This is a genomic window from Escherichia sp. B1147 (assembly GCF_001660175.1).
Classification (GTDB): Bacteria; Pseudomonadota; Gammaproteobacteria; order Enterobacterales; family Enterobacteriaceae; genus Escherichia; species Escherichia whittamii.
In genome coordinates, this window is record NZ_LFHY01000014.1 from 13836 (window position 1) to 34034 (window position 20199).

The 20199-nt window shown below is 48.2% G+C and carries 18 protein-coding genes, 5 tRNA genes, 2 pseudogenes and 1 riboswitch; of the genes and pseudogenes, 9 read left to right on the forward strand and 16 right to left on the reverse strand.

From position 1 onward, the window contains the following. Positions 1–830: 830 nt before the first annotated feature. The 3 genes from A9180_RS14420 to mtfA form a co-directional block, all read right to left on the reverse strand. Positions 831–2093: a tyrosine-type recombinase/integrase gene (locus A9180_RS14420; RefSeq protein WP_064529379.1), complete on the reverse strand. Its 1263-nt coding sequence runs from the start codon at positions 2091–2093 to the stop codon at positions 831–833. A gap of 161 nt (positions 2094–2254) precedes the next feature. Beyond that, positions 2255–2330: transfer RNA gene (locus tag A9180_RS14425), tRNA-Asn, on the reverse strand. A gap of 100 nt (positions 2331–2430) precedes the next feature. After that, positions 2431–3228, reverse strand: coding sequence for a DgsA anti-repressor MtfA (gene mtfA / locus A9180_RS14430; protein WP_064529465.1), 798 nt, complete (start codon positions 3226–3228; stop codon positions 2431–2433). Positions 3229–3321: 93 nt separating this feature from the next. Here mtfA and A9180_RS14435 point away from each other — a divergent pair. The 3 genes from A9180_RS14435 (at position 3322) to amn (ending at position 6630) form a co-directional block, all read left to right on the forward strand. Further along, positions 3322–3411, forward strand: a tRNA-Ser gene (locus A9180_RS14435). 346 nt (positions 3412–3757) lie between these two features. Beyond that, positions 3758–5074 (forward strand): shikimate transporter, encoded by a 1317-nt coding sequence (shiA, locus tag A9180_RS14440; protein WP_064529380.1) that lies wholly within the window; start codon positions 3758–3760, stop codon positions 5072–5074. 101 nt (positions 5075–5175) lie between these two features. Then, positions 5176–6630, forward strand: coding sequence for an AMP nucleosidase (gene amn, locus A9180_RS14445; RefSeq protein WP_064529381.1), 1455 nt, complete (start codon positions 5176–5178; stop codon positions 6628–6630). 94 nt (positions 6631–6724) lie between these two features. On the opposite strand, the gene A9180_RS14450 is transcribed toward amn, so the two are convergent. Continuing rightward, positions 6725–6800, reverse strand: a tRNA-Asn gene (locus tag A9180_RS14450). Between the two features lie 129 nt (positions 6801–6929). Next, the gene (gene yeeO / locus A9180_RS14455; RefSeq protein ID WP_077883531.1) at positions 6930–8387 is read right to left on the reverse strand and encodes a toxic metabolite efflux MATE transporter YeeO; all 1458 of its coding nucleotides are present in this window, start codon (positions 8385–8387) and stop codon (positions 6930–6932) included. A gap of 160 nt (positions 8388–8547) precedes the next feature. Here yeeO and A9180_RS14460 point away from each other — a divergent pair. Continuing rightward, positions 8548–8623: transfer RNA gene (locus tag A9180_RS14460), tRNA-Asn, on the forward strand. Between the two features lie 36 nt (positions 8624–8659). On the opposite strand, the gene cbl is transcribed toward A9180_RS14460, so the two are convergent. Both cbl and nac read right to left on the reverse strand, forming a co-directional pair. Continuing rightward, positions 8660–9610, reverse strand: coding sequence for an HTH-type transcriptional regulator Cbl (cbl, locus tag A9180_RS14465; protein ID WP_064529382.1), 951 nt, complete (start codon positions 9608–9610; stop codon positions 8660–8662). A gap of 101 nt (positions 9611–9711) precedes the next feature. Then, complete coding sequence (nac, locus tag A9180_RS14470; RefSeq protein WP_064529383.1) at positions 9712–10629, reverse strand: nitrogen assimilation transcriptional regulator NAC; 918 nt, start codon at positions 10627–10629, stop codon at positions 9712–9714. Between the two features lie 324 nt (positions 10630–10953). Here nac and A9180_RS14475 point away from each other — a divergent pair. Both A9180_RS14475 and A9180_RS23225 read left to right on the forward strand, forming a co-directional pair. Further along, positions 10954–11029, forward strand: a tRNA-Asn gene (locus A9180_RS14475). A 153-nt stretch (positions 11030–11182) separates the two neighbouring features. Next, positions 11183–11347, forward strand: a pseudogene (locus tag A9180_RS23225) (Arm DNA-binding domain-containing protein); the annotation flags it as partial. A 73-nt stretch (positions 11348–11420) separates the two neighbouring features. Here A9180_RS23225 and A9180_RS14480 read toward each other — a convergent pair. After that, the gene (locus tag A9180_RS14480) at positions 11421–12341 is read right to left on the reverse strand and encodes a LysR family transcriptional regulator (RefSeq protein ID WP_064529384.1); all 921 of its coding nucleotides are present in this window, start codon (positions 12339–12341) and stop codon (positions 11421–11423) included. Positions 12342–12460: 119 nt separating this feature from the next. Here A9180_RS14480 and A9180_RS14485 point away from each other — a divergent pair, with 119 nt between their 5' ends. Together A9180_RS14485 and A9180_RS24305 are read left to right on the forward strand one after the other, a co-directional pair. After that, positions 12461–13201: an SDR family NAD(P)-dependent oxidoreductase gene (locus tag A9180_RS14485; protein ID WP_064529385.1), complete on the forward strand. Its 741-nt coding sequence runs from the start codon at positions 12461–12463 to the stop codon at positions 13199–13201. 12 nt (positions 13202–13213) lie between these two features. After that, positions 13214–13357 carry a hypothetical protein gene (locus tag A9180_RS24305; RefSeq protein ID WP_410402965.1) on the forward strand — a complete coding sequence of 48 codons (144 nt, stop codon included), beginning with the start codon at positions 13214–13216 and terminating at the stop codon, positions 13355–13357. Between the two features lie 141 nt (positions 13358–13498). Here the strand turns inward: A9180_RS24305 and A9180_RS14490 are convergent, their stop codons facing one another. After that, positions 13499–14044 carry a tyrosine-type recombinase/integrase gene (locus tag A9180_RS14490; protein ID WP_225567258.1) on the reverse strand — a complete coding sequence of 182 codons (546 nt, stop codon included), beginning with the start codon at positions 14042–14044 and terminating at the stop codon, positions 13499–13501. Positions 14045–14152: 108 nt separating this feature from the next. On the opposite strand from A9180_RS14490, the gene A9180_RS14495 reads away from it, so the two are divergent. After that, positions 14153–14494 carry a DHCW motif cupin fold protein gene (locus tag A9180_RS14495; protein WP_064529386.1) on the forward strand — a complete coding sequence of 114 codons (342 nt, stop codon included), beginning with the start codon at positions 14153–14155 and terminating at the stop codon, positions 14492–14494. A 47-nt stretch (positions 14495–14541) separates the two neighbouring features. On the opposite strand, the pseudogene A9180_RS23230 reads toward A9180_RS14495, so the two are convergent. The 7 genes and pseudogenes from A9180_RS23230 to pocR all read right to left on the reverse strand — a co-directional run. Then, positions 14542–14724, reverse strand: a pseudogene (locus tag A9180_RS23230) (transposase); the annotation flags it as partial. Between the two features lie 75 nt (positions 14725–14799). Then, positions 14800–15735 (reverse strand): L,D-transpeptidase, encoded by a 936-nt coding sequence (gene ldtA / locus A9180_RS14500; RefSeq protein ID WP_074399582.1) that lies wholly within the window; start codon positions 15733–15735, stop codon positions 14800–14802. 60 nt (positions 15736–15795) lie between these two features. Beyond that, positions 15796–16875, reverse strand: a complete 1080-nt coding sequence (cobT, locus tag A9180_RS14505; protein ID WP_064529388.1) for a nicotinate-nucleotide--dimethylbenzimidazole phosphoribosyltransferase — start codon at positions 16873–16875, stop codon at positions 15796–15798. Positions 16876–16899: 24 nt separating this feature from the next. Then, positions 16900–17643, reverse strand: a complete 744-nt coding sequence (cobS, locus tag A9180_RS14510) for an adenosylcobinamide-GDP ribazoletransferase (protein ID WP_064529389.1) — start codon at positions 17641–17643, stop codon at positions 16900–16902. After that, entirely contained in the window at positions 17640–18185 is a 546-nt protein-coding gene (gene cobU, locus A9180_RS14515; RefSeq protein WP_064529390.1) for a bifunctional adenosylcobinamide kinase/adenosylcobinamide-phosphate guanylyltransferase, read from the reverse strand. Before cobU ends, cobS begins: the two co-directional genes overlap by 4 nt. A 134-nt stretch (positions 18186–18319) precedes the next feature. Next, positions 18320–18754 (reverse strand): hypothetical protein, encoded by a 435-nt coding sequence (locus A9180_RS14520; protein WP_064529391.1) that lies wholly within the window; start codon positions 18752–18754, stop codon positions 18320–18322. 217 nt (positions 18755–18971) lie between these two features. Continuing rightward, positions 18972–19147: riboswitch (cobalamin riboswitch) on the reverse strand. A gap of 89 nt (positions 19148–19236) precedes the next feature. Further along, positions 19237–20151: a transcriptional regulator PocR gene (gene pocR / locus A9180_RS14525; RefSeq protein WP_064529392.1), complete on the reverse strand. Its 915-nt coding sequence runs from the start codon at positions 20149–20151 to the stop codon at positions 19237–19239. Positions 20152–20199: the final 48 nt, after the last annotated feature.

The following is a 20199-nucleotide window of genomic DNA, read 5'->3' on the forward strand; positions in this document are numbered from 1 at the left end:
TTCTGGCGCAGGATTATATCTGAATAATTCTCTCTGTGTTTTCCTGCATCCTGTGACATATATTGTATAATCACAGAATGTCTCATGACTTTATAAAAATGCTGCGACGGTTTTTGATACCATAACCTGCTGCATATAAATTAACAATCTTAGGTGCTTCATGTTATTTTTTGCACTTAGTGCCGTTATTTTGTGGTGAAATACAATCTGGTGCAGATAGTCCAGGTGTATTTCCGGATAAACTGGTTGCGCCAGAAAGAGAAAGGGCTATAAAAGGCTAAGGGGGCGATAAGGGTAACAGCGCCTGACCGGAAAGGGCCGAAAATCAAAGGGCCAGAAACTGGCGCAGTCCTGAATAGGTAGAGCGGCGGGACGCTGGCGCAGATAGCAGATTATCCGGGACGGGTGCAGATTATTTTGTCTCTATATAGCTGGTGCAGTGATAATGTGTATCAGGAAAGATTGTCCGGTATTTTATGGCGTATTTTTTGGGGATGTATTAAGTGGTAATTCCGTGAAAATATCGATTATTGATAGCTTTTCATCTTCTGTGATTTGCGGGCAAATCACAGAAGGTAGTTATCTATCAATAATGTATTTATTAATAGGCAATCGACTGAAAATATTCTACTGGAATAATTTCCGGTACTTACCTATTGATAAGTGGTTTATTGATTGGTTTTCACCCAAAATTATTTGGGGCCAAATATTTTTAGATACTTTCCGATTGATAATAACAAAAAAAACGGCAATACCTCTCAATACAAAAAAGCAGATCCCGGTCAATCAGGATCTGCTTTTCCATTTTAATCATTTACGCTATTTCTGATTCAGGCCGCCTTATGTTGTCGCGCATAAATATACGGCGCAACATACCCTTCACGACATACATCCAGATAATCCGACCACCACTGCATCATGGCCTTTCTGGCCTCCAGATGCTCCGCCTTATGCACGTATGCCGCCCGCACGCTGTTACGTTCCTGGTGGCTCATTTGTCGTTCCACCGTATCGCGTGACCAGAGATCCGACTCCACCAGGGCGCTACAGGCCATTGCCCGGAGTCCATGCCCGCAGATTTCGGTTTTGGTGTCATATCCCATCAGGCGCAGCGCCCGGTTGGTGGTGTTTTCACTCATTGGCTTGTAGGGATCGTGATCGCCAGGAAACACCAGATCCAGATGGCCGGAAAGTTCCTGTATCTGTTTCAGAATGGCAATCGCCTGGCGGGAGAGCGGCACGATATGCGGAGTACGCATTTTTGCACCGCGACCTGAAAAACGCACTTTATCTATCGCTTCGCGGGTGGCGGGGATGGTCCAGATTTTGTGCCTGAAATCGATCTCGCTCCAGCGGGCAAAGCGCAGTTCACTGGAACGGATGAACAGGTGCAGCGTCAGCACCACCGCCAGCCGGGTTAACTCGCGACCCTGCTGGTAGTCGCCGATACGGTCAAGCAGTTCAGGCAACCGCTCCAGCGGTAACGCGGGGTAGTGATTTTTTACGGGTGAGGCGACAACGCCATCCAGATGCTGCGCCGGGTTGCTTTCGGTCAGTCCCTGCTGAACGGCATAACGCATGATGTTGCTGAGTTGCTGCCGCGTACGGGACGCGACTTCCAGAAAGCCCTTATCCTCGATAACCCGCAACAGGGCCGTGAAATCCTGCGTTTTAAGCGTGGCAACGGACAGGTGACCAATCGCCGGGAGGATATGGTTTTCCATACTGGCGAGAATGCGGGCGGCATAATCAGCCGACCATTTTTTGTTGGTTTTGTGCCAGGCCAGCGCCACCGCCTTAAAGCACTTTTCAGGAGAGCAGGCCGTTTTTTCTGCCATGCGCTGCTGCGCCGGGTTGATGTTCTGCGCCAGCAACTTGCGGATACCGTCGCGCTGCTGCCTGGCTTCCGCCAGTGAGACAAGCGGATATGCACCGAGACTGACTCTGGATTCTTTGCCGCTAAAGCGATATTTGAGATACCAGATGCGTGAACCGCCCGGATTGACGAGCAGATACAGACCATGAGAGTCGGAGAGTTTTACCGGACGGGAAGAAGGTTTTAACTTGCGGATTTTAGAATCGTTTAAAGACATTTGGGGGTCACTCCAGAATCGAACCAAACTGACCCCAGATCTGACCACCAAATTATCCCGATGCGGAGAGAAAATCAGATACGCACCGAGAAGGATTTTCACGCTAACTTACTGAATCATAAACAGATAGAGATGTACAGATAAGCATGAAAACTAGAATTTGGCTCCTCTGACTGGACTCGAACCAGTGACATACGGATTAACAGTCCGCCGTTCTACCGACTGAACTACAGAGGAATCGTGAGAACGAGGCGAATATTACTTAGCAGCGCAGCGAGTGTCAACACTAAAATTCGCAAGCCATTTCAATCGGTTAATTAAGCAACAAAATTTATATTTAATGAACATTTGGTACTGAACAGGAGTCTGGCCCATTGGCATTTCGTAGCCGTTGTAATGGATCCTGTTTATAAAATTGGCAGAAGCGTTGCCACAGCGAAGGGAAGCGTGGCGCAAAAAGCTCGGGTGCACTAAAAAAGTATTCGGAAAGCACGGCAAAACATTCTGCTGGGTCACTGGCAGCATAAGCATCGATGCTGGAGGCATTTTCGCCCACTAACTCAATTTCTTCCTGAATGTTATCCATCGCAGCATGAAGATCGTGTTCCCATCCAGCGACCTCACGTAAAGAAATAAAGGGAACCCCACTGGCGCGATCGCCATTTCGTGTATCCAGTTTATGTGCAACTTCGTGGATAATCAGATTAAAGCCCGAGGCATCGAAAGAATCTTGTATATCGAGCCAGTTCAGCACAATTGGGCCCTGCTGCCAGCTTTGTCCTGATTGAACGATACGCTGATTATGCACCAGCCCTATATCGTCTTCCCATTCATCGTCTACCACAAATGGCGCAGGATAAATTAGCACTTCATGAAAACCATCCAGCCATTCCAGTCCAAGCTCCAGGACAGGCAAGCAGAAAAGTAAGGCGATGCGACTACTTTTCAATGCATCAAGTTCAAATCCTTGTAGTGGAACCAGTCTTTTTTGCTGCAAAAAACGTTCGGCAAGAGTGACTAGTTTGCTTTGCTCCTGCTCTGTCAGACATGTCAAAAGAGGTATCGCCAGAGCTTCCTTCCATGGGAGCGTATGTTCATGATCTGTTTCTTGTACTTTCCAGGGCCACTTAATCATCGTTTTGCTCGCAAACTCGTCACTTGAACAAAATTGCACGGACAGGGACTGTTAAAATGCCAAATTTCCTGGCATCATGGCAACCATCTGAACGGAGAGATGCCGGAGCGGCTGAACGGACCGGTCTCGAAAACCGGAGTAGGGGCAACTCTACCGGGGGTTCAAATCCCCCTCTCTCCGCCAATCATTCAAGCAATTAGCTCGCCTGGTGTCAGTGACACAAATCCCATTAGGAAAATTCAAAAAAATCCATCAGAGAAAAATAGTGTCAGACGAGTATGCGTTGTGGCTTTAGCATTCACATTTTTCTGTCCAACGCGGTTGTGATATGCAACTGAACTCATAATTATGTATCGTTTCCAGCATATTACAGTCCCCCCTTCCGGACCTTCATCCTCAGTTTCTGACATAAAAACATTTGCAGATGCTTTCTGTCGCGGTAGTCTCATTAGGCTCGTTTATAGATCGACGGCAATGTGAGTTACCTTTTCCATACTAATTATAAAAAGACAGTACAAACAGGATCACTATGGACTCCACGCTCATCTCCACGCGTCCCGATGAAGGAACGCTTTCGTTAAGTCGCGCCCGACGCGCTGCGTTAGGCAGTTTCGCGGGTGCCGTCGTCGACTGGTATGATTTTTTACTCTATGGCATTACCGCCGCATTAGTGTTTAATCGCGAGTTTTTCCCGCAGGTAAGCCCTGCAATGGGAACGCTCGCCGCATTTGCCACCTTTGGTGTCGGTTTCCTTTTCCGTCCGCTCGGTGGTGTCATTTTCGGCCATTTTGGCGACCGCCTGGGGCGTAAGCGCATGTTGATGCTTACCGTCTGGATGATGGGCATCGCCACTGCATTGATCGGCATTCTCCCTTCGTTCTCAACTATTGGCTGGTGGGCACCAATTTTACTGGTGATGCTGCGAGCTATTCAGGGATTTGCTGTTGGCGGCGAATGGGGAGGCGCTGCGCTGCTGTCCGTTGAGAGCGCGCCCAACAACAAAAAAGCCTTTTACAGTAGCGGCGTCCAGGTTGGTTACGGAGTAGGGTTACTCCTTTCAACCGGACTGGTTTCACTGATCAGTATGCTGACAACTGACGAGCAATTTTTAAGCTGGGGTTGGCGCATTCCTTTCCTGTTTAGCATCGTACTGGTGCTGGGTGCATTGTGGGTGCGCAATGGCATGGAGGAGTCCGCTGAATTTGAACAACAGCAGCATAATCAAGCGGCAGTGCAAAAACGCATCCCGGTTATCGAAGCTCTGTTACGGCATCCCGGCGCTTTCCTTAAGATTATTGCGCTGCGACTGTGCGAGTTGCTGACGATGTATATCGTTACCGCCTTTGCACTTAACTATTCGACCCAGAATATGGGGCTGCCGCGCGAATTGTTCCTCAATATTGGTTTGCTGGTGGGGGGATTAAGCTGCCTGACAATTCCCTGTTTTGCCTGGCTTGCTGACCGCTTTGGCCGCCGCAAGGTTTATATTACAGGTGCATTAATCGGGACATTAAGCGCATTTCCGTTCTTCATGGCGCTTGAAGCACAGTCCATTTTCTGGATAGTTTTCTTCTCCATTATGCTGGCGAATATTGCACATGACATGGTGGTTTGTGTGCAACAACCGATGTTCACCGAGATGTTTGGTGCCAGTTATCGCTATAGCGGCGCTGGCGTCGGATATCAGGTTGCCAGTGTAGTAGGCGGTGGATTTACACCTTTTATTGCCGCCGCTCTCATTACTTATTTTGCTGGAGACTGGCATAGTGTCGCCATTTATTTGCTCGCAGGCTGCCTGATTTCCGCAATAACCGCTCTGTTGATGAAAGACAATCAACGCACTTGATAGCATGGCGAAGATCGTCCGATCTTCGCCTTACACTTTTGTTTCACATTCCTGTGACATACTATCGGAAGTGCGGTAATTGTATGGAACAGGAGAGACATATGAATAATAAGGGCTCCGGTCTGACCCCAGCTCAGGCACTGAATGAACTTGAAGCGCTGTATGAGCAATCTGTAGTCGCTTTACGCAACGCCATTGGCAAATATATTAAAAGTGGCGAATTGCCTGATGAAAACGCCCGAAAACACGGTCTTTTTGTCTATCCATCATTGACCGTGACCTGGGACGGTAGCGCAACAAACCCTCCCAAAACACGCGCGTTTGGTCGTTTTACTCACGCTGGCAGCTACACCACCACCATCACCCGCCCTGCTCTCTTTCGTTCATATCTTAATGAACAATTAACTCTGCTGTACCAGGATTATGGTGCCCATATTTCCGTGCAACCGTCAGAACATGAAATTCCTTATCCGTATGTCATCGACGGCTCAGAACTGACGCTTGATCGCTCAATGAGCGCTGGATTAACTCGCTATTTCCCGACAACCGAACTGGCACAAATTGGCGATGAAACGGCAGACGGCATTTATCATCCAACGGAATTCTCCCCGCTATCGCATTTTGATGCACGCCGGGTAGATTTTTCCCTCGCACGGTTACGCCATTATACAGGTACGCCAGTCGAACATTTTCAGCCGTTCGTCTTGTTTACCAACTACACACGTTATGTGGATGAATTCGTACGTTGGGGATGCAGCCAGATCCTTGATCCTGATAGCCCCTACATTGCCCTTTCTTGTGCCGGCGGGAACTGGATCACCGCTGAAACCGAAGCACCTGAAGAGGCAGTTTCCGACCTTGCATGGAAGAAACACCAGATGCCCGCATGGCATTTAATCACTGCCGATGGCCAGGGTATTACTCTGGTAAATATTGGCGTGGGGCCGTCAAATGCCAAAACTATCTGCGATCATCTGGCGGTGCTACGCCCGGATGTCTGGTTGATGATTGGTCACTGTGGAGGATTACGTGAAAGCCAGGCTATAGGAGATTACGTACTTGCGCATGCTTATTTACGCGATGACCACGTTCTTGATGCGGTTCTGCCCCCCGATATTCCTATTCCGAGTATTGCTGAAGTGCAACGTGCACTTTACGACGCCACCAAACTCGTCAGCGGCAGGCCGGGTGAAGAAGTTAAACAGCGGCTACGTACTGGAACTGTAGTAACCACTGATGACAGGAACTGGGAGTTACGCTACTCAGCTTCTGCACTTCGTTTTAATTTAAGTCGGGCCGTGGCGATTGATATGGAAAGTGCCACCATTGCAGCACAAGGATATCGTTTCCGCGTACCCTACGGGACGCTACTGTGTGTTTCAGATAAACCGTTGCATGGTGAGATTAAACTTCCCGGTCAGGCTAACCGTTTTTATGAAGGCGCAATTTCCGAGCACCTGCAAATTGGCATTCGGGCGATAGACTTACTGCGCGCAGAAGGCGACCGACTACATTCGCGTAAACTGCGAACCTTTAATGAACCACCGTTCCGATAATGAGTTCAGATCCTTTGCGTCATGAAAAGATGCGAAGGATTTGATTAAGTAACAAAGCAAAAAGCCCGCTATAAAAGCGGGCTTTTCAGAAATTTGGCTCCTCTGACTGGACTCGAACCAGTGACATACGGATTAACAGTCCGCCGTTCTACCGACTGAACTACAGAGGAATCGCGAGAACGGGGCGAATATTAACGATGCCCATCCACAATGTCAAAGCCTGTTTTTTAATTTTGAATCGTTTGCTGAAATAATCTGCGTTTTGTCGTTTATTCCGACACATCTGGCTTTTATTCATACTATTTATGCTCGGGACGAGGGTATTTCCATAGCCATCGCCCTGTAACCATTCGCCAGTAAAACAGCACAGCCCGCACGGCCCAGTCGGCAAACATCCCCATCCAGACCCCAACCACACCCCAGCCAAGCATGATTCCCAGCACATAACCGACTACTACCCGGCATCCCCACATACTTAACATAGAAACCCACATGGCGTAGCGTGCATCTCGAGCGCCTTTAAAACCGGCGGGCAGTACCCAGGAGGCAGACCAAATCGGCATAAATAAAGCATTCAACCAAATAAGAATCACAACGACATGTTTAACCTGCGGATCCTGGGTATAAAACGACGCCATAATCCCGGCAAAGGGGGCTGTTAACCAGGCTATTGCCGTTAATCCTATAGTGGACAGCCAGAACACATGCCTCAATTGAATTTCTGCTTGCGCTCTCTGCCCTACCCCCAACCTTCGACCCGTAATGATTGTAGAAGCAGATCCAAGTGCACTTCCTGGTAAATTGATAAGAGCTGCAATCGAAAAAGCGATAAAATTCCCGGCAATAACACTCGTCCCCATCCCGGCAACAAACATTTGTGTTAATAACCGCCCACTGGTAAATAATACGGATTCCACACTTGCTGGAATACCAATCCCCATGACTTCCCAGATAATGCTGAAATTCAATGGCTTAAAATAGCTTTTTAACGAGATCCGTAACGCAGGATTAAAACCAATCGCCAGAACCCACAAAATGGCGACAGCGCCAATATAACGGGAAATAGTTAATCCCAGTCCTGCCCCGACAAACCCCAACCCCTGCCATGAGAAAAGACCGTAAATCAATATGCCGCTAATAATGATATTAAGGATATTCAGACTACCATTTATAAGAAGCGGTATTTTCGTATTCCCTGCACCGCGAAGTGCTCCGCTGCCAATCAAGGTGATAGCCGCCGCAGGATAACTGATGACTGTCAGTTCCAGATAAGTCAGCGCCAGTGCTTTCACCTGTGTCGTGGCCTCACCTGCAACAAAATCGATAATTTGCTCACCAAAATGATGAATAAGCGCTGCCAACAGTACGGCAAACAATGTCATGATCACCAATGACTGCCGCGTCGCTACCCTCGCTCGCCGTCGATCACGCTTACCGAGGCTAAATGCCACAACGACTGTAGTACCAAGGTCGATAGCTGCAAAAAAAGCCATAACGACCATATTGAAACTGTCCGCCAACCCAACGCCTGCCATTGCATCTTTTCCCAGCCAACTGACCAGAAATGTGCTCAGTACGCCCATCAACAGGACACAGGCATTCTCCATAAAGATAGGAACAGCAAGTGGAGTTATCTCACGCCAGAACAACACTTTGTAGCTCTTACGTTTTGCGTGCCAGCGAGTGCCGTGAACAACCTGGCGTAAAGCTGAGGAGATATTCAAAACTGACCTTAATTGCAGAAAGTGAAACCACATTTCAAATAATGAGGGAGAATCAGCAAAGCTGCAAAGATTTTCGCCAGCAAATTGTCTGCAAATGCAACAAACTGTTGATAGAAACGGCAAACGGTTGAGAAATTTAAAAATCAGGTTTGACAAAAAATTTTTCGCCGTTAAGATGTGCCTCAACAGCGATTCCTCTGTAGTTCAGTCGGTAGAACGGCGGACTGTTAATCCGTATGTCACTGGTTCGAGTCCAGTCAGAGGAGCCAGATTTCTGAAAAGCCCGTTTTATAGCGGGCTTTTTGTTATATCTGATAATCAATTTCCTCTTCACTGTTTTCCATCACCTGTTGCTTAATATCCTCAACCGACAGTCCTGCGTTGCACAGTTCCAGAAAACGCCAGACATAGTTACGCTGTAATTGTCCTCGTTTTAGCCCCAACCAGACGGTATTAGCATCAAAAAGATGGCGCGTTTCCAGACGGATTAAATTTTCTTCCTCTTGTTCGCCACTGGATTGCTCGGCTACTATTCCAATCCCCAGACCAAGAGCGACGTAGGTTTTGATGACATCAGAATCCTGCGCACTCAATACAATATCTGCCAGCAAACCTTTGCGGACAAATGCGTCATCAATACGCGAGCGGCCTGTAATTCCCTGCCGGTAAGTGATCAACGGCCACTTCGCTATTGATTCCAGCGTCAATGGCGTAATTTTGGTTAAGGGGTGATTAACTGGAACGAGCAAACTATGATGCCAACGAAACCATGGGAAGGCGACGAGTTGCAGATCATTGCTCAGACGCTCACTGGCGATGCCAATATCAGCCTCGCCATTTTGCAGCAACGTCGCAATTTCCTGTGGTGTCCCCTGGATAAGCTCAAGCCGCACTTCCGGGAAAAGTTCGCGAAAGGCTTTAATAACCTCCGGCAAGCTGTAGCGTGCCTGGGTATGCGTCGTTGCGATAGTGAGAACGCCAGATGTATTGTTGGTAAAAAGATCGGCAAGTCGACGAACATTACTGGCTTCATTCAAAATGCGTTCTGCAATGACCAGCAATGCTTTGCCCGGTTCAGTCATACCAAGCAGCCGCTTGCCCCGACGAACGAATATTTCTATTCCAAGCTCATCCTCCAGCTCTCGAATATGACGGCTAACGCCTGACTGTGAGGTAAAAAGCATATTCGCAACCTCTGTCAGGTTGTAATCCTGACGCGCAGCCTCGCGGATTATCTTTAGTTGTTGGAAATTCACGGTAAACTCCGGGCAGATCAGACATTCCGCTATTGTTAAAGTCTAACGCCCGGCATAACAAATAATAAAAACCCGCATCTTATTCCATCCAGATATAACGTTTAGCTAACCAATTGCCATTGTCTTTTTTCCATGACTGGAGAACTAATCACTGACAATAACAGTTCTTTCACTGCCTGCGCCTGCGGCGACAGGTTTGCTCTGGCGGGTATATTCAATGACAAGGAGAGACTCATTGACGGCGTGGTAATACGTGACATCCAACCGTTAACTGCGCCACATAACGAGTACGCGGCCGATTCGGGTAATACTGCAACCCCCATGCCGCTGGCGATCGCTGCGGTAAGCGTAGCGATAGACTCAATTTCACCGATGACTTTTGCCGTGAGTCGCCGTAGAGAAAATGCCTCATCAACGCGGAGTCTCACGGCACTGTAATCGCCGGGAAGAAAGAGGTTCATTTGCGCTATAGCATTAACATCAACGCTTTGCCCTGGGCAATTCTGAGTTCCGACAAGAAAAAGATCTTCTTTTAACAAAGCCTGGCTGGATACGCCTACCACAGGGGAATGCTCGTAAATTACCGCCATATCAAGCTGACAATTTATAAGTTTATCGTTAAGAACAGCGCCACTATTTTCATGTAAAGAGATAACCACTTCCGGAAATTCGGCACGTACCGCCTGTAATAAGGGCATGGTGATCGCCGACGCAGCAGTTCCTGGCGCAAAGCCAATCGAAACTTGACCCGATAATGTCTGACCTACGTTATGTACCGCCAGTTGGGCCTGTTCACACTGACGCAAAATGGCCCGCGCATGCGCATAGAGTATTTTTCCGGCATCTGTTGGGGTAACGCCACGTTTAGTGCGAATCAAAAGTTGTTGGTCCAGCTCGCCTTCCAGTGTGGCGACCTGCTGACTGAGCGCAGGCTGCGCGATATGCAACACTTCGGCAGCCTGGGTCAGGCTACCAATATCTACAATTTTTACGAAGTATTTCAGGCGTCTGAAGTTCATGTTGCCTCCGGTTTTTAAGAATCGGCCCAAGTGCCGCCATTACTTACAACCAGATTGCAAAATGCTTGCCAGTTTTATTTTGTCGTTGATGCGCAAGCTAACCGCCTGTCAAATAAGAGATTATGATAGTTTCGTCATTTGCTCTTGTTATCAGAAAAAGCGTTCCCTGCCCCATGACAGAAGGGTATGCACCACGATGGTTCATTACCCAAAAGATTGAAAGCTCACCACTTTGTTGAAATTGGCAGCAAACAAACTAAAAAATGCATTTCCCCCTTTGACATCCCCATGCACTGCCATTAATATGCGCCCCGTTCACACGATTCCTCTGTAGTTCAGTCGGTAGAACGGCGGACTGTTAATCCGTATGTCACTGGTTCGAGTCCAGTCAGAGGAGCCAGATTTTAGTCTTGAGACATCTCTATGAGTCTTAAGATGTTTAAAAACAAGAAATTATATTTACCCGGTTGTTTCAAAAGAAACCACCGGGTTTTTTGATGTCCATGGTTTTTGGGGGCTTCACGGTTCAGCGAGCAAAAGGAGCCCCCACGCTATAGCATTAACAGACACAGCTATTCGCAAGACTAAATCCTCTGACAACCCCTTCAAAATGACAGACAGTTCCGGACTGTACCTATTGGTCAAACATAATGGTTCAAAACACTGGTACATGAAGTACCGTATCGACGGCAAAGAGAAAAAGTTAGCCTTTGTCCCCTGATCACGCTGCGTAAGGTGTATCGGTTTTGTCAAAGTACCTGACGCTCGTGGATATGTATTTGTCGGGATAATCAGTCAATACACGGTTCTGTTACCCCTGTCAGGAAATCGATAAATTTTCTGACCTTTAACGGTAGAAAGCGCTTATATGGATAGATAATCATAAAGGGTCGGGAGGTGCCGCCAAAGCCAGGCAATAGCTCAATCAACTCTCCGCGCTTTAACTCATCCTCGACGCTAAATCGGTAAACCTGCATCACACCTGCGCTGTTTTTAACTAACGTCAGGGTCGCAAGATAATCTTCCCGACAGACTAACCGCCCGCTGGTTTCAATTCTGAATTCCCGTTTTTTTTCCATAAACGACCAGGGGGCAGGACGGCCATTGCCCGGAAGGATGTACTGAATGCAGTTGTGATGCGCCAAATCGGTGGGAGTGGTCGGGGCCGGATGATTTCGCAGATATGACGGCGTCGCGACAACAATAAGTTCAGCATCTTCCAGGCGGCGCGCAACCAGACCAGAGTCGAGCAGTTCGCTGCCGCGAATGGCCAGATCAAATTTGTCTTCAGAGAAATCAATATTCTGATCGCTCACTTCCAGATTCACTGTCAGCTCAGGATAAAGGGCGCAAAATTCAGACAACCGTGGCAGCAGGCGAAAGTGCGCGTAAAGCGAGGGAGCGCTGATACTGAGAGTGCCAACAGGAATCTGCTGTTGATCAGATATTTTTTCCTCTGCCTCCACGAACTGGTTCAGCGCCCTGCGGCAATCCAGATAGTAACGCTGGCCGATGTCTGTCGGACGCATGCTGCGTGTTGTTCTAATAAATAATCGTGTTTGCAGCCGTTTCTCCAGTCTGGCGACAGAGCGGCTGACGGCGGCTGGCGTTACACCTGCCGCCGCTGCGGCGGCAGTAAAGCTACCAGTTTCAACTGTCAGGCAAAATAGTTCGATACTGCCCAACTGGAGATCGTCAAAATAGCGCCGCACACTGCTTCCTCATTTATTACATTATGTATTAATTAAAATTCATTAAGCCCTGTTTTTCAACTTCTGGGTATGAATTAACGTTCATGTCACGCAACTAACTTCCTGAAAGAGGACATAACATGAACAGAACGAAAACGGTTATTGTGACGGGCGCATCAAGTGGTCTGGGTTTAGCGATTGCACAGGCCTTTTTGGCCAGGAATTATAATGTTGTCGCGAACGCTCGATCACTTCAGCGATTGCAAAACATGGCTGATGGTCTGGGCAACCCGCGTAATTTGCTGCTAGTGCCGGGTGATATCTCACTCCCTGAAACGGCAGCCAACTTATTCACCCTGTCTGAGAAGCACTTCGGGCAGGTCGATATTCTGGTCAACAATGCGGGTATTTTTATTGCAAAACCCGTTACTGACTATACGCCCCAGGACGTCGTTTCCATGACAGACACTAATCTTAAGGGCTTCTTCTATCCGGCGCAGGCTGCGGCACGCCACATGTCACAGCGTGGTTCAGGGCATATCATTACCATCACGGCGTCAATCGCGATGCAGCCTAACCGTAAAATCCCGGCATTGTTACCCGTGCTGATTAAAGGTGGGTTGAATCAGGCGATCCGCGGGCTAGCGCTGGAACTGGCGCCGCATAATATTATGGTTAATGGCGTTGCGCCCGGCGTCATCGCGACTCCTATGCATGAGTCGGATGAACAGAGTCTGGAGTTTTTAAAGGGGCTGGCTCCGACTGAACGGATTGGGCACCCCCAGGATATCGTTGATGCGGTGCTTTATCTGGCCGACTCTACTTTTGTCACAGGAACAGTGCTGACGGTAGATGGTGGTGCCAGCGCAGGTGTCTGGTAAGGAGAGTGTACGATGTCTTATGTCAATCTCAAGGTCACCAGGGAAGGCGTCAGCGCTGAACATAAACGACTGCTGATTGAAGCCATTAGCCCGCTGATGATACTGATTACATTCGGTGTCATCCTTTGCGTCATAGGCTGCCGTAAATTTTCCTGATAAAATTCAGTCCAGTCTGTCAGTACTGACCGGGCGTTCTATCTGGAAAACTCGTCTTTATGTTCACCGAACCAAGCGTTTTCCAATGTAAAAATAAACCTCTTCCTCTGGCACAGGGCTGCTGTTGCAGCCCTGACAACCTTAGACTTCAATCGACTCCGAGATCTCTAACGCATCATCGACCTCAATTCCCAGATAACGGACTGTGCTCTCCAGTTTCTTATGACCTAACAGAAGTTGGATCACCCGAAGATTCTTAATTTTCTTGTAGATTAGGTAATGTTTTGTTCTTCTTATGGAATGTGTGCTGTAAAGCGAATCGTCGAGAACAAGCTTTGCTACTCCCCCATGAAAAATTCGGTTGTATTGACGGGTTGATATGTGCTGGTTAGTACCAACACGAGATCGGAACAAGAAGTCTTTACTGTGCAAGTTGCCAAGCTTTATCAATGCAGCAACAGCTTCTCTTATCCCTTTGGTTATCTCGAATTGCACAGGGCTACCGGTTTTCTGTTGCAACACCGTTGCTCTGCTTGAAACAGAGCTACCATATGCAACATCAGATACTTTGAGTCTGACCAGATCACAGCCCCGAAGCTTACTGTCCAGGGCCATATTGAACAGAGCTAAATCGCGCGTTTTACCTTCCAGTTCAAGTCGGATTCGGATACCCCAGATATGAGATATCTGAAGTGGTCTTTTTTAGCCTATGATACGGTCTTTGTTCCACGGTGACGTGTTCATATTCAAATCTCTGAGTTCAAGAACTCTTTCTTAACAACGAAAGGCCATAAAATGAATATCGAAGCATTTGCTTTTGGCACCACTAACTGGGGTGAAGTCGAAAAAACAGAACATCCAGGGGAAACAGGCATGGCCTACTGGCGCACACAATTTTTTGGTCACAAGCCAAACCAAATCCGTGTGCGAATGGTTGAATATACCCCAGGTTACCTTGCGGATCATTGGTGCAGTAAAGGTCATGTCCTTTTATGCCTGGAGGGTGAACTCGAAACACTACTCGCAGATGGCCGCAAATTCACTTTAACTGCGGGGATGAGTTATCAGGTTGGTGATAACGCAGAATCACATCAGTCCAGAACGGAGACAGGAGCAAAACTCTTTATCGTGGACTGACGGATTCATCGTTGTTGCGATTGTGACGTCCGATTCCAGCTGTGAGTTCAACTGATAGACGCAACACACTTATTGAACCGTTCTGCGGGTGATTCATAGTCTAGCGTTTTTCTCAGCCTCTCGTTGAGCTGTCTGGCAACACTGTTTAGTCTTTGTTGGCTGTGAACTGATAAGTCAGTTCCTTTTGGAAAATACTGTCTGAGTAATCTGTTTGTATTTTCATTTGAGCCGCATCCAACCAGAAGAGCCAGATTCAAAAAAGCCTGCTTTCGAGCAGGTTTTTTGCTTTCTACGTAACAACTATTTTAAAACATCTGCCTCGCCCCAGAATTAACTTGCACTGGCATTCCTGAACGACGCTGCAAGGCTGCGTTTGCGCGATTTACATCAACTTCTTGTCCGTTGATAAACGCCTGCAATGAAGGAGTTACCGGCAGTGGCACTTTTCTGTCGGACTCATATTCCGCCCGATTGCGCGACAACGGTTCATGAACTTCCAGCCACTTTGAGCCATCCAGTTCCGTTGTATATTTCACCGGCTGATCGATAATTTGCACGCGCGTCCCGACTGGAACATTATCGAATAAATACTTTATGTCATCTTTGCGCAGACGAATACAGCCCTGGCTCACCCGTAAGCCAATGCCAAAATTGGCATTAGTACCATGGATGGCATAAAGCCGACCAATATAGATGGCATAAAGCCCCATAGGATTATCGGGTCCAGCGGGGACAAATGCTGGCAGGCTCTCCCCACGTTTCGCATATTCGCGGCGAGTATTAGGGGTTGGCGTCCAGGTCGGCGCTTCTTGTTTGCGTTCAACGGCTGTCACCCAATTGCGCGGCGTTTCACGCCCGGCCTGACCGATGCCGATAGGAAAAACTTCCACAGTATTACTGTCTGGCGGGTAGTAATAAAGACGCATCTCGGCGACGTTAACTACAATCCCTTTACGAACAGTGGCGGGCAAAATCAGTTGCTGCGGAATGGTGAGTTGCGAGCCAGACTTCGGCAAAAAAACGTCAACTCCCGGATTCGCTTCCAGCATATTACTCAGCCCTTGCCCGTACTGCGCAGCAAAGGTTTCAAGCGGCTGGGTATTGCGATCGGGAACCGTAACCGTAAGAGGCTGCCCAACTAAACGGCTACCCTCTGGAGGGAGTGGATAAGTTACCGCCAGGCTATTATGGCTGGCAAAAAGCAGAACAAATGAGCAAAGAATATTTACACGACGCATCATGTCCCTTTCCTAAGTCGCGAAAGCTATCCGATAAGTATAGCTTTATCTGGCTTTTCGTTTTTAACTGTTCAATTCAGAAGTCGTCTTCCCCGGTAGAACAATATTACTGGCAGCAAGCTCGCCCATGTTGCTGTATATCGCGCAGGCAGCCTCAATGATGGGCATTGCCAGCGCTGCACCACTCCCCTCACCTAAACGCATGTCCATATTGAGATAGTGCTCCAGTCCCAAATGTGCCAGCGCAATACGCGCCCCTTTTTCCGCCGACAAGTGGGAAGGAATGAGATAGGGGTTGATTGCAGGCGACATCTGGCAGGCGGCAAGTGCAGCGGCATAAGAAAGAAATCCATCCAGCAACACCGGTAAACCACAGGATGCGGCACCTAACATCACGCCAGCGATTCCGACCAAATCAAAGCCACCCACTTTGGCCAGCACATCAATACCATCCAGTGGATTCGGTTGATTCAATGTTATTGCCCGACGAACAACATCAATTTTATTAGCCAGTTTATCTGTCGGCAGGTTTGCGCCAATACCGACCACTTCTTCAGGATCGTGTCCAGTAATCGTACTGACTATCGCCGCTGCCGGTGTGGTATTTGCCATCCCCAGTTCACCCACACCAAACAGCGTGATGCCATTTCTCGCTAACTCGCGCGTATATTGTATGACGTCCAGAAGCAGCTCTTCAGCCTGACTGCGACTCATTGCCGGGCCCGCGGCAATATTACCGCTACCTCGTGCGACACGCATGTTAATTAGCCCTGGGATAGGCTCAACGGTATCAATCCCAACATCAATCACGTGAACTTTAGCGCCCGCTTGTGCTGCCAGTACACACACCCCAGTTGTTCCGCGTGTCATATTTTCAGCCTGAATGGCTGTCACCGCTTTCGGAGAAATAGCAACACCTTCATCCCAGACGCCGTGATCGGCACACATAACCAGTACTGCTTTTTGGCCCACATGAGGCACACCATTCAGCCCCGGCATTCCTGCCAACTGTACGGCAAGCGTCTCCAGTCTTCCCAGACTACCGACAGGTTTGAGTAACCCATCAATATACTGTTGGGCACGCGACATCGCGGCAGGATCGATGGCAGGGATCGTATTCAGTAAATCGGCAAGTGTTTGCATGTCGCGTCTCTTAGGTAATCAGTCTTATAGCAGTGCCAGCAGGAAGACCAGTTCACCAAGCTCTATGGCTGCTCCCAGCGTATCGCCGGTTTGCCCGCCCAGAGTACGTTTGAGAAGCTGACCAAGGATGAAAATCGCCACCATCGTCACCACCATAGCAGCAACACCGTGCATGCCTGGTAATAATACGGCAGAAAAAATAGCGGCTAAACCGAGGGTGACACAGGTTTGTCGCCCGTCAATTTTGCCAATGAACACATTACCAAGCCCTTCTTCCCGGGCATAACGATGACGATACATCAACAATGCGGCAGTCCCACGGCTAACCGCACATGCCGCCGCCAGCGATGCAAGGATCGGTTCGCCACGCAGCGCCAACTCGCTTAACACCAGAATCTTTGCCAGAACCACAAAAATCAGCGCCAGACCGCCGTGGGTACCTAAACGGCTATCACGCATAATTTCCAACATGCGATCGCGGCTACGTGCAGAAAATACGCCATCACAGGTATCTGCGAGGCCGTCCAGGTGGAATCCACCGGTCATCAGCGCCAGCACCAACACGCTAAACAATGCCGCCAGTGGTACGCCGAACCATGTCTGCAACGCCATGAAGACAAGTCCGCTAATCGCGCCAAGCAATAAACCAATTAAAGGAAAAGTTATGATACCGCGAGAATAATGCTCGAAATCCAGCCCCTGGGACCAGCGACGCGGTACAGGCAGACGCGTAATAAAAGAGAGCATCGCCCAAAATAATTTACTCATTTGATTTTTACTCCAATACCCGAAACCACCAACCATACTTCATCTGCCGCAGCGGCCAACTGCTGATTTACCCGCCCGGCAATATCACGAAAATGTCGCGCCAGACGATTCTCCGGCACAATCCCCATTCCCACTTCATTGGTCACTAATACGATCTTTGCAGTACAACGTTGACAGGCAGCAATCAACGACTGAATCTCACCATTAATCGCCTGCTCCATCGCGTCATAATCCCATTTTTCAGGATCTTTATCGCCGCCACATTCAAACAAAAGATTAGTCACCATTGTTGTAATGCATTCCAGCAACACGGCAGCCTGCGGATTAATGTCTGCGTTAATAAACTCATCAAGATTTTTCCAGCGTTCCACCGTGTGCCAGTGCGCCGGGCGGCCTTGCCGATGATGTTCAACCCGCGCCGCCATTTCATCATCAAAGATTTGCGAAGTGGCGATATACAGGACCTGTGGAGTATCCCCAATAAGCGCCTCGGCGTGCCGGCTCTTCCCGCTCCGTGCGCCTCCCGTCACCAAAATCATCATACGGGCTCCCGGTTCAATTGTATGATGGTATTTATTGACCAGAACAATGGATGCTCCATTGTTACTGACCGTAATAACATTTCTTCGATTAATACTGCGCGTATTAAAAATAAAAATCCAGCATTCTCAATCCATTACGAATGAGGGAGACATTGTGAAATAGCCCGATTTCCCTGCGTGAACGACCGACAGAATGTGTCATTAGCAACGGTTTCTCTGAATTGACACGTTTCATTCAGATAATGGATTAACGCTACAGCCCCACCAGCCGGACCAGTCAGCAAACGAGCATTGTGCTCTGCTATTAAGATTACCGTCACGCCATCAGACTGAGGGAGCCTTTCTGGTATGAGTGTCCCGCTTTCAGCAATCAATAACAGCACTGAATAATCGCTATACGCATCTGATAATGATTGTTCTGGCCCACCGTTAAAAGGCAGGAAATCTTGCTGCCAATCCTCACCAACAAAACAGGTAACAGGCAACATTTCAGCCAGATATTTCGCCAGATTAATATCGCCAGAGGAGAGGCAAAAAAGAGCTATCGATTCGGGTTTTATCATTTTCATATCCCCCGTCCTCCGCTTCGTTTCCTGCAATGACGGTCAGGCTGATATACCAAAAAAAACGATTGCCGCGATTTAAGTGCAGCCCAGGTGCCTGTCGGCACTACAATGAATGAACTAAATGATGCCGCCATACCCTGATCCTCTCAGGGTGGTAGGGGTATAAAGACGCGCCAGTACTCAACCGGGCGCTTCCGGACAACCCACTTCCCACCGAAGTTGTTGGTATTGACTAACAGGCTGGTCTTCTGGCTTCGCATCATCCTCCCCCGGCCTTCCCAATCTCGCGATCAGTGGTATTTTCGGGGTTGTCAGCATTACAGCAGCGGGGGCTGCGAGGGATTTCCACCCTCTTCCCAGGCACAAATGTGCCACACCTGTCAGCGTATGTTATGAGCTGATTTCACTTTTCCCATAACACGTAAATAACGTTAATTATTCATTCCAGAGTTTATTTAAACCTTCCTCTTTTTTGGGCATTTACTCTATACCGTTTCCATCGCCGCAGTTTCACTCACTTGCTGCCGATACACCTGCGGCGTAACCTGATAAGTCTGACGGAAAACTTTGCAAAAATAACTGGTTTGCGAAAAACCTAAATTACGCGCAATGCTGGCGATGCTCCAGTCACTATGACACAGCAACTCACGAGCACTAGCCATCCGTTGTTGGTTTACCCACGCATTAAAACCGACCCCATGGTATTTTTTAAATAATTTACTAAAATAATAAGGACTTAGATAAACGTGCGAGGCAACATCTTCCAAACGCAAATCGTCCGATAAATGCGAATCAATATAGCGTAAAGCTTTTTTCATTTTATTGTCGTGGGGATTAGGCGCACGAGTCTGGCGTACCGAATCTGACTGAGATTTGTTCTCTTTAATAACAACAAAATTGAGTTGTTTTTTGAGGCAATTTTCCACAATCAACTTCAACAAATCAGCAGAGGCCATAACTCGCGAGTAATCCATCTCCGGGACTTTGCGAAATTCATTAAGTAATTCGGGATCGGCTTGCCAACGATCATCGACATTCAGAATATCGATCAAATCGACATCACCATTACGCAGGCGGACTTGTCCACACAACACAAAGCCGACTAAATGCTCGGCAATCACCAAAGGAATAGAGAAATCGGTTAATCCTGCGTGGCAACGGTAAATACAAGGTTGATCGGATTTAGAGGCTTCCAGGCCTCCGCAACGATCGCTCATGCGGCAACGAGTACTAAGCTGTGGATGTTGCCGCATCATCTGACAAAACGGGGTGAAGTTAAACAGTTCGGAAATTTCATCACCGTGGATATTGACCACGACAACCGCAAGGCTGGTCGCCTGTGCAAAATCCTGCGCGATTTTATTAATGAGTTCTGAATTAAGTACCGCCGCAGAAATCATGATAAAACCTCCCAGTTAATTTATTGTTATTGTAAAAAACAATTGTTT